Here is a 14,223-nt window from a genome sequence, read left to right on the forward strand (position 1 = left end):
AATAATGCTTCGCAAATTCTTTAGTTTTTTTATACCATCTGTGTTTTTTTTTATTTGTCCGATTTCTTTGGAAGCTGAAATCATAAAGCATGCTAAACTCAGTAACGGATTGGATGTTTATGTAGTACCTAATCAACGAATTCCAGCTGTTTTTCATGCAATAATATATAAAGTTGGGGGAATGGATGACCCAATTGGCAAAGCAGGATTGGCTCACTACTTTGAACACTTAATGTTTGAAACTACAGGAAAATTTAAAGACATAGAATCCACTTTTGGCAGCATTGGGGCCCAATTTAATGCTTTTACCACTAAAGAATACACCTGCTACTACGAATTAGTTCTCAAAAAAGATTTACCACTAGCAATGGAAATTGAAGCAGATAGAATGGGCAATTTTGATGTTACTCAAGACAAAATAGATAGAGAAAAAAATATCGTATTAGAAGAAAGAAAGATGAGATTTGATAATAATCCTGAAGCTTTACTATGGGAGGAAATGAACAGTGCATTTTATCGTAATGGTTATGGTAGGTCTGTTATTGGTTGGGAGAGCGATATTAAAACCTACAATCAAGATGACATAACAAAGTTTCATGATAACTATTATCATCCAGGTAATGCTATACTGCTCGTTGTTGGTGATGTAGAATTTGAAGAAGTAGTGGGATTAGCAAAGGAAAAATATGGTGAAATTAAAGCTGAGCCTGTAGTTAGGCATTATCCGAACCAAGATCCAGTACATAATGAAGATATATCGGTAATTTTAGAAAGCACTGAAGTAAAAGAGCCAGTTTTATACTTTCGCTATAGTGTTCCTTTATTTGAGCAAGTAAGTGAAACTTTTCCTGTTGATTTGGCAGTTAACATTTTGGGAAATTCTAAGTCTAGCAAGTTATATAAAGATTTAGTTCTAGATAAGAATGTAGCAGTAGAAGTGTTTGCTTATTATAATAGCTTAGCTTTTAGTAATGGTTACATTGAGATTCGGGTAACTCCAAAAAGTGGGGTAGATTTGGATGCTGTTGCAAGAGAGTTAGAAAATTCTATTAATCACTTTACCTCTGAAGAAATAACAAGTGAAGAGTTGCAAAGCACAAAGTCTAAATACAAAGCAGCACAGTTTGATAATCTATCTGATTTAACTAGTGTAGCAATATTTTATATACCACGTCTAGCACTAGGTATCCCACTTGATGAAATAGACATTTCATATAGCAAAATTAATGATGTCAATCTGAAAAATGTAAATCACAAAATTCGTACTATTTTTTCTACTAGTAAATTAGTCGGCCGTTTGCTACCAAAAGGAGGTAATAATGATGAGAGTAAGTAAACTTTTATTTCTACTTTTTTTCTGTCTGGGCTTTAATTTGCAGGCGAGCAGCCACCTAAATATAGAGGAGGTTACTACTAATAAAGGGCTTAAGTTTCTGTTTGTTAAAAATCGTGATTTACCAAAAGTTTCACTCAATATATCATTCAAAGATGCAGGTTACGTGTATGAAAGTGCAGAAAAGCAGGGACTTGCTTGGTTTACTTCTCTTGTAATTCAAGAAGGAGCAGGAAAGAATGATGCCAAAGATTTTGTAAAAAAGCTTGAGGATAAAGGAATTAGTTTAAATTTTATTGCTGGTTTAGAAGCATTTAGGGTTCTATTAAATACTTTATCTGAGAATCTAGAGGATGCAATTTCACTACTGAGTGATGCTATAATGCGCCCTAAAGTTGATTCAGAAGGATTGAATAGAGTTTTTGAAAAAGCCAAAGTAAACTTTAATAATTTTGAAAAAGATCCTTATTTTATTGCTGCAAAAGAGTTGGATACGTTGTTGTTCAAAAAACATCCTTACTCAAGAGATCGACATGGAACTCTAGACACTATAATGAGCATTACTAGAGACGATGTTTTAACATATATAAAGCGTAGTTTTACTAAGGATAATATCGTTATTAGTATTGTTGGTTGTGCAACAAAAGAAGAAGTTAGTACGCTGCTCGATAAATATTTATCTAAGTTACCATCAAAAAGATCAAAAGTTAGGAAGGTATCTGTAAAAAATGAATTTGGGCCTGCAGAAAGTAAGAGCATTTTTATGGATATACCACAGAGTGTAATACTTTTTGCTCAAAAAGGCATAGCATATGAAGACCCTAATTACTATAATGCTAGTGTTTTGATTAATGCGCTTGGTGGTATGGGGCTGAATTCAATATTAATGAAGGAATTGAGACAAAATCTAGGTATTACTTATGGTATTAGTGCAAGTAATATTACAAATAAACATGGGAATGTTATATCTGGATTCATAAGTACTGATAGTTCTACTGCTAGCAAAGCTATATCAGCAGTAAAAGATACATTTAGCAGAATAAAAAAGGAAGGAATTGACAAACAATTATTCAAGGATGCAAAAACCAGTTTAGTAAATAACCTTATCTTCTCTTTTCTATCAAATAATGCGAATACAGCAACGTTACTGGATAGTATGCAGATAGACGATCGTGATATTAACCATATAAATAATTATACAAATATCATTAATGATGTTCAATTGGAAAAAGTAAACAAGCTGGCAAGTTCTTTACTGAATCCTGAAAATTTATTTTTTGTTGAAGTTGGAAGAAACGCTCAAAGTCAATAGTTAATACCTTCTGCTATTGATCTTACTGCTTTTACATAACACTTATGCTCTTCAGCTAGAATGCGCTCTGAGAGACTTTGAACATCATCATTTGGTAACACTGGAACAGTAGCTTGAGCGATTATGGCTCCAGCATCAACTTCAGGAGTAACATAATGCACAGTACATCCTGTAATTTTTACACCCGCTTTCAGAGCTTGCTCCTGAGCATTTAAGCCCTTATATGACGGAAGTAAAGAGGGATGAATATTTATAACTTTGTTATGCCATTTATTTAGGAAATTGGCCTTTAGAATTCTCATAAACCCTGCAAGGCAAATTAAATCAACCTTATGTTGAACAAGTATTTCATGAATTTTATCAGTATCAAGTGGCTTATCTTCAACAACAAACGCTGGAATTTTTTCTTGCCTTGCTATTTCAAGGCCTTCAGCTTCACTATTATTTGTGATAATGCATACAGTTTGAGCAGGAAAATTCTGATCTTGACATGCTTCTATTAAAGCCTGCATGTTTGATCCTCTACCTGAAATTAGTATTCCGAGTTTTATCTTTTTCATTTTAGTGTAGCCGTAAGAATGGATATTAATAAAATAGCTCAAAAGGAAGCTTTATTTTAGAGTAAATACTATTGTGTAGCAATATTTTACATTACTGAATAACATGGAATTAAAGAAATCATTCATTTTAGAGTAATTTTAATATTTTACTTTGGGAATATTGTGCAATTTATGGTAAATAAATGCATATTTTTATGGCTGCGTTATTATTTTTTTAACAAAGTATTAGTATAATTTACTACACTGAATTAAATGGAGAAAATTCAATGAATAAATTACCAAGCAATGCAAAAATAAGCAAGTCTCAGGTTACTCAGTGGGAGGTAATAAAAAATTGTGAATATTCTGATAATTGTTTATCAAAAGTAGTAACTTTATACGTCATTAAAATGGCAGAATTATCAGATATTTATACGAGTAATGAACCTGAAATTAATACTATACTTACAAGAATAAGCATAACAAGTGAAAATGCATTTTTAAATAAGGTTGTTGATATTGAAATTATGTAGGGCATTTTTCCGTACAAATTCAACAGCAAGAAGAAAAATAACATATCAAGGCTAGAAGATTTGTACAATTATTTATGTTCTACTGTTATTGATAGCCTTCCAAAAGAAATGCTTGAAAGCCTAAGAAGAGAATACAGAGACGCTGTTAACTTATTTAAAGAAATTACTTAACTAGGTGTAGCATTTTTAAGACTTTACCTTCTATTTCAGAAATGCCACTTTCAAGATCTTTATCTATCAAACATATGGTAGATAAATATGTTTTCTGCTTCTTTTCAACATTGATAGTTAAAGTTCCAGGAGTAATCGTAACTGAGTTAGCAAATAATGCAATGGTCTTATCATTATGTCCTATGCATTCTCTTACAATAACAATTGGCTCAACTGTAGATTTAAATCGTAGCACCTTTTTTGTTACATAAATACTTGAAAAAATAATTTGGTAAATTAGCCAAGGTATATAACTTATAAGCTGATAAAGTGACAGCCTACCACTATCATTTAGAATTTGACTAAGGGCACTTTCAGCATCAATTAACCTTTTAAAGATAATCAATGTGAACACAGAAGAAAATACTCCACAGAGAATAAAAAAAGGCTCAAAATAACCAGACAATGTAATCCATAGAGAAGACAAAATCACAAATGATAGAGAAAAAAACTTAATATTTTGCCTGACTTTCATGATTTGGAGTATAACTTAAATGATTTTTTAGGAAAATAAAAAGTTCTTGATTTTTGTGTCAAAGAACATAATAACCAAGTTATTTTAATAAGTAGTGGAGATTATGACGCTTGATGATTTTCTAAAAATGCTTGAAGAAATAAATGATACTTCAGGTTTAAGCAAGAACAACATAGTTGAACAAATAAAAATAAAATTAGAAAGAATTGATTTACGGAGGTGGAAAGATAGTGAATTTAATATCAATTATATATTCACTACACATAGTGATCTAGATCCTGTATAAACTACATTGTTGCATTTTGCTGCTAAGAGTGGCTATGAGAACATATTAATAGCTCTAATTGAACACGGAGCATATGTCGATGCGTGGGATAATTATAGAAGCACTCCCTTGCATTTTGCTGCTGAAAGTGATAATGAAAACATAGTAAGAACTCTGATTGAACATGGAGCATGTGTTAATATGTGGGATAGTTGTTGATGAATTCCTTTGCATTTTGCTAGCGATCATGAAAGTATAAGAGACTGTACATGATCTCAAAAAAGGGATAGAATGAGAGGATAAAGTAGGATATGGGAAGTTTATATCCAAGTGATATAAGTCGAGGAAAGTTTGAGATTATTGTAGCAGATCTGAAGTCTTGCAGGAAGAGGACAATGAGAGATCTTTTGCTTGGTTGCAAAAATGTAGGCGACTTTGGAAAAATTGCGAGCGGAAACTCAACACTAGCCTGCAAATGGTCGTTCTTGCTTTTACTTCTTTCCTCCTCAAAAGATTATGAACAGGTTCTAAGAGATATTTTAATTGAAAGTGGGGCATATGTTAGTAAACACAACAATAATAGATATGCTCCTTTACACTTTGCTATTGAATGGGGCTGCAAAGATGTGATAAATTCTTTGTCAGGTAATGCTAATCCTAGGGCTGAAATGGCAGTAAGAAGAGTGGAACAAATTATACTTGCAGGAAGATTGGAGCTTTTTAAACCAAACTTGCATTTACTGAGATAATTGTTTTGTTATGAATTAAACCAAAAGTTCTGTAATATATTGAAGCTTAAAGATATCTTTAGATATGGAAGTTATTGCAGAAAATAGAAAAGCAAGGTTTGAATACTTTATCTTAGAAGAATTTGAAGCAGGTATGATCCTCTTAAGTAGTGAAGTGAAATCACTAAGGGAAAAAAAAGCAAACATTTCTGATGCTTACGTTACTGAAAAAAAAGGTGAAATATGGCTAAACAATATGCATATCGCAGAGTATAAAGCTGCAAACCAAAAGAATCACAAGCCAAAAAGAGAACGAAAATTGCTTTTGCATAAAAAAGAGATAAATAAGCTAATTGGTCAAATCAAAACCTCTGGAATAACTGTTGTGCCACTTTCTATCTATTTTAATGATAAAGGGTTGGCAAAAACTAAAATTGCCATTGTGAAAGGAAAAAAACTCTATGATAAGAGAGCAACCATAAAACAGAGAGAGTGGGAACGTGAGAAAAGTAGATTGTCTAAGAATAATTTGTAGTAAAATATGTCTTTAAGTCCAGTTATTTTTAGCATCGGTCCTGTTTCTATATATTGGTACTCTTTAGCATATGTTTTGGGTATAGTTTTTGCATATTGGTATTTACATAAGCTAGACAATCAAAAAATATTTACTAAGAATTTTTACGATTCGTTATTAACAGCCGTTATTATAGGCATTATCCTTGGAGGTAGGCTTGGGTACGTATTGATATATGATCCAGTTCTCTATATAAGCAATCCTATCGAAATACTAAAGACCTGGGAAGGAGGTATGTCATTTCATGGCGGTGCTATAGGAGTTTTGCTTGCAATAATAATCTCCTGTAGAAGACATAACATTCCTATATTTTACACACTGGATCTAATTTCTTGTGGAGTTCCGATAGGTTTACTTCTAGGCCGCATAGGTAATTTTATAAATGGAGAGTTATTTGGCAGGGTTACAAATATGCCGTGGGGTATGGTATTTCCAGAAAATGGTGATAACTTATTGCGCCATCCAAGCCAACTTTATGAGGCATTTTTTGAAGGAGCGCTACTTTTTGTAGTTACAAATTCACTGTTTTTCTTGACTAGAGTGAAACTGTATTACGGTGCAACAACTGGTATTGCAGTTATGTGGTATGGAATAGCACGTTTTGTGGTTGAATTTTTCCGCGAGCCAGACTATCAAATTGGCTATTTATGGTTCAATTTAACTATGGGACAATTTCTTTCTATACCTATGATTTTGCTGGGAATGCTTATATATTTAGGTGCGTTGAACTTAAGATTTAATACGAAATCTGTTCAATAGAGAAAAGGTAAGTTTAATCGAAAAATATAGTGGAAGTTTATTTATTCCATACTATGTACAATTATGTGAATTTTTTGTCTTGCAGAGAATAAATGTAAGACCAGCAAACCTTCGTTGTATAGCTATAAGAAAAACTTAGTAGCTACTGACCAAATTCATTACTAAGTAGATATTCATTTTCCACCAGAATATTCCTGATTGAGAAGCTACTTTATTAAAACATATTTTTAAATTTTTGCCAAAACCCTGGTTGATTATCATTAACCTTTGTGAAGGCTATGTTTAAACTGTATCTCGGATCATTTGGCATATCATATCTAATATTCAGTATTGAAACTTCGTTTTTATTATGAACAGAAACATCGTCATATGATAACTTTCTCGTGTAGCACTTTATATGCTTTTGCTTATCATATACTATATCACCTGATTCCACTTCTAGTTCTACAAATTTAGTTTTTTTCTGACATTCTTTTATTTTTATTAGATCCTTGTCTAGTGATATTGAAACTGGTAGTGTATTACCAGAATACTCTTTAGCTAAAAGCTCACTTTGAGGATACATTTTTATTTCCCTTCCAAAATGTGAGTCTATAAAATTATTGCTCCAAAATTTGTCTCCAGGATGTACATATTCGTCAGTAGCATACGGTACACCACCATAATTGCATTGAACTTTGTAATCTCCAACACCATTATTTTGAAAAAAATCATGAATGGCAGCGTAACTATCAGCAGCATCATTTATGTAATCCATTACCTACCCCTTAAAACCTTTTAATTTATTATATCACAAGAAATTACATCTATCAATAAAAAGACTTTTTTTGATATCAAGTATCTAGGGAGCATATTGATAGGATTGTGACATTCGTATTTCCCAGTTCTTCACATACTGCTGGACTAATTCAGGATAATTTTCAATAATTAATAAATTTTCAGCATTTCCCTTTTTAGCTGTCTTACTGAGGTTAAACGATCCTATGATGACTTTTTGATTATCAACAATTATTACCTTATTATGAGCAATTTTTGGCTTATTATCGATCCAAATCGGTATTCCATTTGAAAACAATTCGCTTATGACACTATATTTTGAATGGAGTTGTGATTTATCTAAGACGACTTTAACATCAACACCAAGCTCTTTGGCGTTAATCAAAGATTTTGCAACTGTTCCAAGAGTAAATGTATATTCTTGAACTAAGATAGATTCTTTAGATTGTTCTATCTCGCTGATTATCGGTACAGCACAGTCTTCTTCAGGTGAGAAGCAAACTGTTGCTTTTGGGCAAGGCGAGAATGTAGGACCCACATAGTAATACAGAGAAAAACATGCGCCGACAAAAATAAAAGATATAAAAGCCTCACAAACCACACCTAAATACACGGCGGTAGCCTACATCATAGTTTAATCATCTGTCAACCCATATTCCTTCCACTTCTCTGTAACTTTCTTTATTATTTCCTCGCTCATTTCAATTTTTCTTCCCCATTCTCGTTTGGTTTCAGGTGGAAGTTTGTTTGTTGCATCAAACCCTATTTTACCTCCGAGACCCCTTTCAGGGGAAGCAAAATCTAAATAATCAATTGGGGCATTCTCTATCGTAATTGTATCACGCACAGGGTCCATTCTTGTTGAAATTGCCCACATCACCTCTTTCCAATCACGTATATTTATATCATAATCAACAACTATAATAAATTTCGTGTATAAGAACTGTTTGAGAAAAGATAGTGTGCCCATAACAATTCTTTTTGCATGCCCTGGATAAGCCTTTTTTATCGACACTACCGCTATTCTATATGAACAACCTTCTGGGGGCAGATAAAAATCTACTATTTCCGGAAACTGATTGATGAGAATCGGCACAAAGATTTCGTTGAGTGCTTCACCAAGAATTGATGGTTCATCAGGTGGTTTACCAGTAAAAGTGCTGAGATAAATTGGATCTTTGCGCATTGTAATTGCAGTGATGTTAAACTCAGGAAACTGTTCAACAGCATTATAGTAACCGGTATGATCTCCATATGGCCCTTCATCTTGGTAATTATCCAAACTTACATATCCTTCCAAAACAATTTCTGCATGAGCTGGAACCTGAAGAGGAATAGTTTTACAATTTACAAGCTCAAGTGTTTTTTTTCGCAGCAGCCCGGCAAATTGATATTCTGATAAAGTCTCCGGCACCGGAGTTACCGCAGCAATAATCGTTGCAGGATCGCTACCAATCACAGCAGCAGCAGGAAACTTCATATTTTGCCCCCTCTCCTTCCACCGTTTATGGTGACCTGCACCACCACGATGTGCAAGCCAGCGCATGAGAGTCGTTTTTTTATTCACAACCTGCATACGATATATTCCAAGATTGAAATTATCTTGCTTGTCTGCTGTTGGTCCTTTTGTTACCACAAGTGGCCAAGTGATAAGCGGTGCAGGCTCGTTTGGCCAGCATGTCTGAATAGGTAGCAAACTAAGATCCACCTTATCCCCAGTTAGCACCACCTCTTGACATGGGGCTTTGCTCACAACTTTGCTCCGCATCGACAATACAACTTTTAGTAGAGGAAACATTTTCACAGCATCTTTGAAGGTTTTTGGCGGCTCAGGTGATCGCAAAAATGCTAGAAATTTACCCAGATCCCTTAATTCATCAGAATTTATACCAAGTCCGAATGCAATTCTCTCAATAGTACCAAATAAATTCACTAAAACGGGAATTGAATTTTTGCCATTTTCTGTGACAACATTCTCAAAGATGATAGCTGATCCCTTGTTTGACAAAACTCTACGATGAATTTCTGTCATTTCAAGAATAGTTGAAACTTCTTTTTTAATTCTAATTAGATCTTTTTTTTCTTCTAATGCTCTGATGAAGTCGCGTAAGTTATTGTACATATTTTAAAAATTTTAAGCCTTTTAAGAAGTGCTTTTCCCAGCACAACTCATTCACTTATTATTATAGAGGCTCTAGAAAAATTATTCTCCAATTCGCTTTTTAAGTTTTTATATTCAGCAGTCTTTAATTCTTCATTGGTAATAAAGCTTTTCTTTATGGTTATTAAATTGCTAAATTCGGTTCCATCATTTTTATATTTACAGAACCTATTTACATATAACCAAGGAGAATCTATTTCAAAATTCAAATTTTCACAGTTTTTAATTTTGATGTCTTTTATTATCATATGGCTTTCCTTAGTTTTAGGAACACCAATAAAAAGGTCTGACACTTGGTCAGAAGCTGTATTGACAACATCATTAAGCCAATTATCTCCTAAATTCAAAGCAGGTCCTAGATTTGTCTTTAAAATCTTATTTTTTTGCTGAAACTCATATTTGATTGTAAAATCTTCTACATTACGTAAAGTAAGGTCAGGCAATTCTAAGAACTTCTTTTCTTCTTCATCAAGATATACCCCACTAATCATATGAAAAACAGAATCCCTTAGTTGCTCATTTGAATAATACAATCCAACCCCTGTTAAACCTAGGGCTGCTTCCCCTTGTACGGTAAGCCGGCCATATTCATTTACAACATTATCTTCTATAGTTAATTCACTATGAGATATCACTTTTGAATTTTCAGCTTGTACAGAAGGAATTTTTATGTAATCTGCTTTCTCATAATTGAGTACTAGAGCGTTCCTATCAGCAATGTCTGGAAAAATACCCTGTGCCATACTGACGGTATTAGTTGGATCAATCCAATATATTTTTCCATCTTTATTTGTTACTTTGAGCATCACATGATTGAAATTACCCATATTAGGTAATGCTTTAGAGTTAGAAGTGTTAGTAATTCCTCTCATAACTAAAACAGGTTGAACTTTGTAACCAAGTTCCTGTAAAATAGCAGCCGTGCTAGAAGAAAAATCTTTGCAATCCCCAACTTGAGAATCAGCAATTTTCTCTAAATCTCTCGGGAAATATTTTCCTGATACTGTACGCCAGTCTCCCATGTACTGAACTTTTTCATTCAATAAAGAAGTAACAGCATTGATCTTATCTTCATCAGTACTCTCACTGGTAGCAGATTCTGCTATAGCTTTAAAAATTGCAGGAAGTGGCTGGTTAATGACGATATGATAACCAGGAGCTAATTTTTTAGCTAAATCTTCCCATTTAGATAGGCTTGAAAGTGATACCCAAGTGTTGTGTTTAATATTCAATATTCCATTATGTGGTTCATTTGTTGTGTTTTCATAAACTGCTTTCTTCAAAGCAATGCTTATAGAGTGTATATCATCATTTTTTTCCTCAGCGATTTCTAATACTTCTCTTGGATCATTAACTTTAATCTCCAAGGGTAATTCAGAATTGATTTTAGTATTGTCTGCTTGTAAATAATCCCCATAATAAGAGAGGCTCAAGCCATAAAAATTATCGACAGGAACCTTTTTGTTAACTTTTTTATACCTTAAATATACTTCTGTGCCAATTTCTATTTTGGGAAATGGTATGGTTACTTGCCTTAGCTGATCGAAGCCTTTACTAGGACTAGCTAGCGGTTTATCCTCTATCATGTCTTCAGTGACTATATATTCCTCTCCGTTATAAGCTGTTTTAGCTTCTAAAACAGTCAAATCTGCACTATCATCATTGTAGATTAAACTATACAGAGAAAATCTATCACGCCCAGACTCCTTGAGTATTTTTGCTTGAAGCTCTACTTCCGTTTCATAGGTACCATCTCTATTAACATTAATGTTAACATTAGAAAACTTAACCTCGACAGAAGCATCTTCGTACTTACTCCACCTTGCTTCAGCTGTCGAAGCTACAAAAAATGCTAACATTGCTAAGTTAAAGACAGCTTTTAAAAATCTCATTTTTACTTACATTTATTGAAAAATCATTCTATTATATCCGAACAACACTATCGGAAATGTAAGACTTAGTGTGTTCATATTACTTAGCGACGCGCTTACCGATATTATATGCAGCGATTACAAGATAATCAACTTTTTTGCTTACAATTTGCTAGACATAGCGGTAAAGACTATCTAAATCTTTATAAATGCCTTACTCTGCAAAATTTTTCATCACCAAATCTTCTGATGAACTTTACAAAAATATCTTAAATTTCATTTTATAAAATTTGCATTTCTTGATAAAAATGTTTTAACATTAAGCATTTCTTTAATATTTGTATTCTTTAAGTAAGTGTATGTCTAAAATACCATTTTTATTGATTTTTATATTTGCAGTAGCAAGTTTACCAGTAATAAACAATTGGCTTTCACACCCCAGTCCAATCTTAAACGATGACCATATAAGTGAAAGATTAGATGACTACATCAGTAAAAATTTTGATAAGATCATAAAAACTCTCCAGGAAGAGTCAGCTAAAAATAGTTATGCTAATGCAACCAAAAATAAAATTTCTCAGCATAAAAATGAAATATTCGACTCCACTTATCCTTACTCAGGAAATGAAAATAGCAATGTCATAGCTGTAGGGTTCTTTGACTATTCTTGTTGCTATTGTAAGGCAATAAAGAATGACATAAAACAGTTGATCAATGATGGCAAAATTAAATATATCTTTAGGGATGCTCCAATACTTGGTAACAACTCCTTAAAGGCAGCAAAAGGTGCTTTAGCAACTTATTTTATCGATAAAGAAAAGTACTTAGATTTTCACTATGCTGCACTAGATCACAGAGGAGAATTTTCAGACAAAACTATATTAGGTATAGTAAAAAATATAGGGATTAACGAGGACGATTTTAACAACTCTATGAAAAGTAATGCAGACAAAATTGAGCAAATGATAAACAACAGCAAACTTTTAGTAAGGGATTTAGGAGTAGGCGGTACACCTTTTGTGATAATAGGAGATAGTCTTTTTGTGGGAGCAACTGATTTAAATGTGCTACGCAAAAAAGTAGATGAGTTAAAAGATTAATAAATTCCCTACTTGACAGCACAAGAGAGTTTAAGTATAGTCAAGATATAGTAAGTAACTATATGTATAGGCTGCATATTAGTTCAAGAAAAGTAGGTGATGTTTGCTTGCAACACAGCACGACCTTAAGTAATTAGCCTTCCTAGGCTGATTAATCTATTAAAATACAATCATTATTTTGGAATTATAACATGAAAAATTTCAACAGAAAACCAATTGCTCTTTTTCGACAAGTCGAAAAAAGCACAAAATTAAGTCAATTTTTATTTAAGAATCTAGACTCTTTTTATTCTCAAAGGCTAGAAAGACTAGTTTATAAATTTCGGGCACAAAAAACAAAAAGAAGTAGTTTATTGAATGAGCTAAAGAGAGCTTATCCTGAAAAGCTAAAAATAGGAGCTTCTATATCAGAAGGAGATTGCTTTTTTGACTCCGTGGCTCAAGGATTGAATGAGCTAAATATAAAACCTGGTCATCGTTTTACCGCAAAATCATTAAGAGAAGATTGTGAAAATTATGCTAGAGCAAATGCAAATTCAAATTCGTGGGTTTATAAAAAAATAACAGGAGATGCTGAAGAAGGAGGATATTTTGTAGGTGAAGGAAATTTGGATAGCAAAGTAATAGCGAAGGAAAGAAATAGCGAAGATGAAAAAGGCATATCTGCACAAACAGACTGGTGTAAAGATGAAGAAATAATAACCAAATATACAGAAGAGGAGTTTTTCAGCTGGTTACTAGAGGAATATCGTGAAGATAGAGAAGGGAAGATTTTAGAGATTTTGAAAAGTAGATATGGCATAGATAATGATTTGTTACTAGAAGACTATAACGAATATGAAATAAGTAAAGATAAAGAAGAAGAAATAAGCAAAGATGGAAAAGAAAAAAAAGATAATTCCAAGTCTTTTTCTAAATATCTAGACAACATTAAAAATATGTCTACAGAAACTCATTCTCTACCTATATGGGGTCGTCCAGAGATTGAAGGGAAAATGATATGTGAAAAGTATAAAGTGAAAATTGAAGTGATAGCACTAGAAGAAGAACCTATAGGTGGTAGATATATTACTACAGGTGAAGAAGGTGAAGGCGATAAGGTTGTTCGTATAGTGAATTACATGCGACATTTTGTTCCACTTCTTAATGGAATTTCTGAGGATATAACAGAAAATAAACCAGTTTTTGGTGAAGAAATCTTTGGTGAGGTTACAGAAGTTCCTGCTTCTGAGCAACCAAAGCCAGAAGTACAACAAGAAAGCAGCGCTAGTGAGCCAATTCATACAGATACAGTAATTACTTTTACTCATCAACAAGAGGAAATACAAAAGAAATTAATCAATAGTTACATGAAAGAGGCTTTTATAGCATAGCTGCTGTAATAACAGCTATAGTATTCACAGCATCTGCTATAGCTGCTGTTTTTACTCAACCAATTCCTTTAGCATCTCTTGCTGGAGTTGCTTTAGTTGTTGCATGTGTTTGTGTATATCAATTAATGCAAAGTCATAACGATATTCATGAACTCAAAAGTGAGCCAAAGGAAAATATTGCTCATACTTTTCTAGAAAAAACGGGATTTAAAA

At 33.0% G+C, this 14,223-nt stretch carries 15 protein-coding genes and 1 pseudogene; 10 read left to right on the forward strand and 6 right to left on the reverse strand.

Annotation, left to right across the window (positions count from 1 at the left end; genetic code table 11):
- Positions 1-4: 4 nt before the first annotated feature.
- Positions 5-1,336: a M16 family metallopeptidase gene (locus tag JSQ73_RS02130; RefSeq protein ID WP_214249446.1), complete on the forward strand. Its 1,332-nt coding sequence runs from the start codon at positions 5-7 to the stop codon at positions 1,334-1,336.
- Positions 1,323-2,645: a M16 family metallopeptidase gene (locus JSQ73_RS02135; RefSeq protein ID WP_214249447.1), complete on the forward strand. Its 1,323-nt coding sequence runs from the start codon at positions 1,323-1,325 to the stop codon at positions 2,643-2,645. The genes JSQ73_RS02130 and JSQ73_RS02135 overlap by 14 nt, the downstream gene beginning before the upstream one ends.
- On the opposite strand, the gene purN is transcribed toward JSQ73_RS02135, so the two are convergent.
- Complete coding sequence (gene purN / locus JSQ73_RS02140; RefSeq protein WP_214249445.1) at positions 2,639-3,205, reverse strand: phosphoribosylglycinamide formyltransferase; 567 nt, start codon at positions 3,203-3,205, stop codon at positions 2,639-2,641. The genes JSQ73_RS02135 and purN overlap by 7 nt on opposite strands.
- Positions 3,206-3,471: 266 nt before the next feature.
- On the opposite strand from purN, the gene JSQ73_RS02145 reads away from it, so the two are divergent.
- Positions 3,472-3,717, forward strand: coding sequence for a hypothetical protein (locus tag JSQ73_RS02145; protein ID WP_234301856.1), 246 nt, complete (start codon positions 3,472-3,474; stop codon positions 3,715-3,717).
- Between the two features lie 163 nt (positions 3,718-3,880).
- Here the strand turns inward: JSQ73_RS02145 and JSQ73_RS02150 are convergent, their stop codons facing one another.
- Complete coding sequence (locus JSQ73_RS02150) at positions 3,881-4,402, reverse strand: Na+/H+ antiporter subunit E (protein WP_006015458.1); 522 nt, start codon at positions 4,400-4,402, stop codon at positions 3,881-3,883.
- Between the two features lie 103 nt (positions 4,403-4,505).
- Between JSQ73_RS02150 and JSQ73_RS02155 the strand changes: the two genes are divergently transcribed.
- The 5 genes and pseudogenes from JSQ73_RS02155 to lgt all read left to right on the forward strand — a co-directional run bounded on the left by JSQ73_RS02155 (position 4,506) and on the right by lgt (position 6,728).
- Positions 4,506-4,688: a hypothetical protein gene (locus tag JSQ73_RS02155; protein ID WP_234301857.1), complete on the forward strand. Its 183-nt coding sequence runs from the start codon at positions 4,506-4,508 to the stop codon at positions 4,686-4,688.
- Between the two features lie 6 nt (positions 4,689-4,694).
- Positions 4,695-4,886 carry an ankyrin repeat domain-containing protein gene (locus tag JSQ73_RS02160; RefSeq protein WP_234301858.1) on the forward strand — a complete coding sequence of 64 codons (192 nt, stop codon included), beginning with the start codon at positions 4,695-4,697 and terminating at the stop codon, positions 4,884-4,886.
- A gap of 178 nt (positions 4,887-5,064) precedes the next feature.
- Positions 5,065-5,187, forward strand: a pseudogene (locus JSQ73_RS02165) (IS5/IS1182 family transposase); the annotation flags it as partial.
- Between the two features lie 293 nt (positions 5,188-5,480).
- Positions 5,481-5,930, forward strand: coding sequence for an SsrA-binding protein SmpB (gene smpB, locus JSQ73_RS02170; RefSeq protein WP_214249449.1), 450 nt, complete (start codon positions 5,481-5,483; stop codon positions 5,928-5,930).
- A gap of 6 nt (positions 5,931-5,936) precedes the next feature.
- Positions 5,937-6,728 carry a prolipoprotein diacylglyceryl transferase gene (lgt, locus tag JSQ73_RS02175; protein WP_214249450.1) on the forward strand — a complete coding sequence of 264 codons (792 nt, stop codon included), beginning with the start codon at positions 5,937-5,939 and terminating at the stop codon, positions 6,726-6,728.
- Positions 6,729-6,942: 214 nt separating this feature from the next.
- Here the strand turns inward: lgt and JSQ73_RS02180 are convergent, their stop codons facing one another.
- From JSQ73_RS02180 to JSQ73_RS02195, 4 genes are all read right to left on the reverse strand, one after another.
- Positions 6,943-7,485 carry a hypothetical protein gene (locus JSQ73_RS02180; RefSeq protein WP_214249451.1) on the reverse strand — a complete coding sequence of 181 codons (543 nt, stop codon included), beginning with the start codon at positions 7,483-7,485 and terminating at the stop codon, positions 6,943-6,945.
- 84 nt (positions 7,486-7,569) lie between these two features.
- Complete coding sequence (locus JSQ73_RS02185; RefSeq protein WP_369409680.1) at positions 7,570-8,118, reverse strand: phospholipase D family nuclease; 549 nt, start codon at positions 8,116-8,118, stop codon at positions 7,570-7,572.
- A 21-nt stretch (positions 8,119-8,139) separates the two neighbouring features.
- On the reverse strand, positions 8,140-9,627 hold the full coding sequence (locus JSQ73_RS02190; RefSeq protein WP_214249452.1) for a UbiD family decarboxylase: 1,488 nt from the start codon (positions 9,625-9,627) through the stop codon (positions 8,140-8,142).
- A gap of 47 nt (positions 9,628-9,674) precedes the next feature.
- Positions 9,675-11,558, reverse strand: a complete 1,884-nt coding sequence (locus JSQ73_RS02195; RefSeq protein WP_214249453.1) for a DUF3857 domain-containing protein — start codon at positions 11,556-11,558, stop codon at positions 9,675-9,677.
- Between the two features lie 338 nt (positions 11,559-11,896).
- On the opposite strand from JSQ73_RS02195, the gene JSQ73_RS02200 reads away from it, so the two are divergent.
- Positions 11,897-12,637, forward strand: a complete 741-nt coding sequence (locus JSQ73_RS02200) for a DsbA family protein (RefSeq protein ID WP_214249454.1) — start codon at positions 11,897-11,899, stop codon at positions 12,635-12,637.
- 191 nt (positions 12,638-12,828) lie between these two features.
- The gene (locus JSQ73_RS02205) at positions 12,829-14,010 is read left to right on the forward strand and encodes an OTU domain-containing protein (RefSeq protein WP_234301859.1); all 1,182 of its coding nucleotides are present in this window, start codon (positions 12,829-12,831) and stop codon (positions 14,008-14,010) included.
- Positions 14,011-14,223: the final 213 nt, after the last annotated feature.

This window comes from Wolbachia endosymbiont of Anopheles demeilloni, from assembly GCF_018491735.2.
GTDB lineage: Bacteria > Pseudomonadota > Alphaproteobacteria > Rickettsiales > Anaplasmataceae > Wolbachia.

Excerpts from the sequence above, each read along its gene's own strand:
- JSQ73_RS02130 (WP_214249446.1), top strand. The coding sequence starts at position 5 with ATGCTTCGCAAATTCTTTAGTTTTTTTATACCATCTGTGTTTTTTTTT.
- JSQ73_RS02135 (WP_214249447.1), top strand. The coding sequence starts at position 1,323 with ATGAGAGTAAGTAAACTTTTATTTCTACTTTTTTTCTGTCTGGGCTTT.
- purN (WP_214249445.1), bottom strand. The coding sequence starts at position 3,205 with ATGAAAAAGATAAAACTCGGAATACTAATTTCAGGTAGAGGATCAAAC.
- JSQ73_RS02145 (WP_234301856.1), top strand. The coding sequence starts at position 3,472 with ATGAATAAATTACCAAGCAATGCAAAAATAAGCAAGTCTCAGGTTACT.
- JSQ73_RS02150 (WP_006015458.1), bottom strand. The coding sequence starts at position 4,402 with ATGAAAGTCAGGCAAAATATTAAGTTTTTTTCTCTATCATTTGTGATT.
- JSQ73_RS02155 (WP_234301857.1), top strand. The coding sequence starts at position 4,506 with ATGACGCTTGATGATTTTCTAAAAATGCTTGAAGAAATAAATGATACT.
- smpB (WP_214249449.1), top strand. The coding sequence starts at position 5,481 with ATGGAAGTTATTGCAGAAAATAGAAAAGCAAGGTTTGAATACTTTATC.
- lgt (WP_214249450.1), top strand. The coding sequence starts at position 5,937 with ATGTCTTTAAGTCCAGTTATTTTTAGCATCGGTCCTGTTTCTATATAT.
- JSQ73_RS02180 (WP_214249451.1), bottom strand. The coding sequence starts at position 7,485 with ATGGATTACATAAATGATGCTGCTGATAGTTACGCTGCCATTCATGAT.
- JSQ73_RS02190 (WP_214249452.1), bottom strand. The coding sequence starts at position 9,627 with ATGTACAATAACTTACGCGACTTCATCAGAGCATTAGAAGAAAAAAAA.
- JSQ73_RS02195 (WP_214249453.1), bottom strand. The coding sequence starts at position 11,558 with ATGAGATTTTTAAAAGCTGTCTTTAACTTAGCAATGTTAGCATTTTTT.
- JSQ73_RS02200 (WP_214249454.1), top strand. The coding sequence starts at position 11,897 with ATGTCTAAAATACCATTTTTATTGATTTTTATATTTGCAGTAGCAAGT.
- JSQ73_RS02205 (WP_234301859.1), top strand. The coding sequence starts at position 12,829 with ATGAAAAATTTCAACAGAAAACCAATTGCTCTTTTTCGACAAGTCGAA.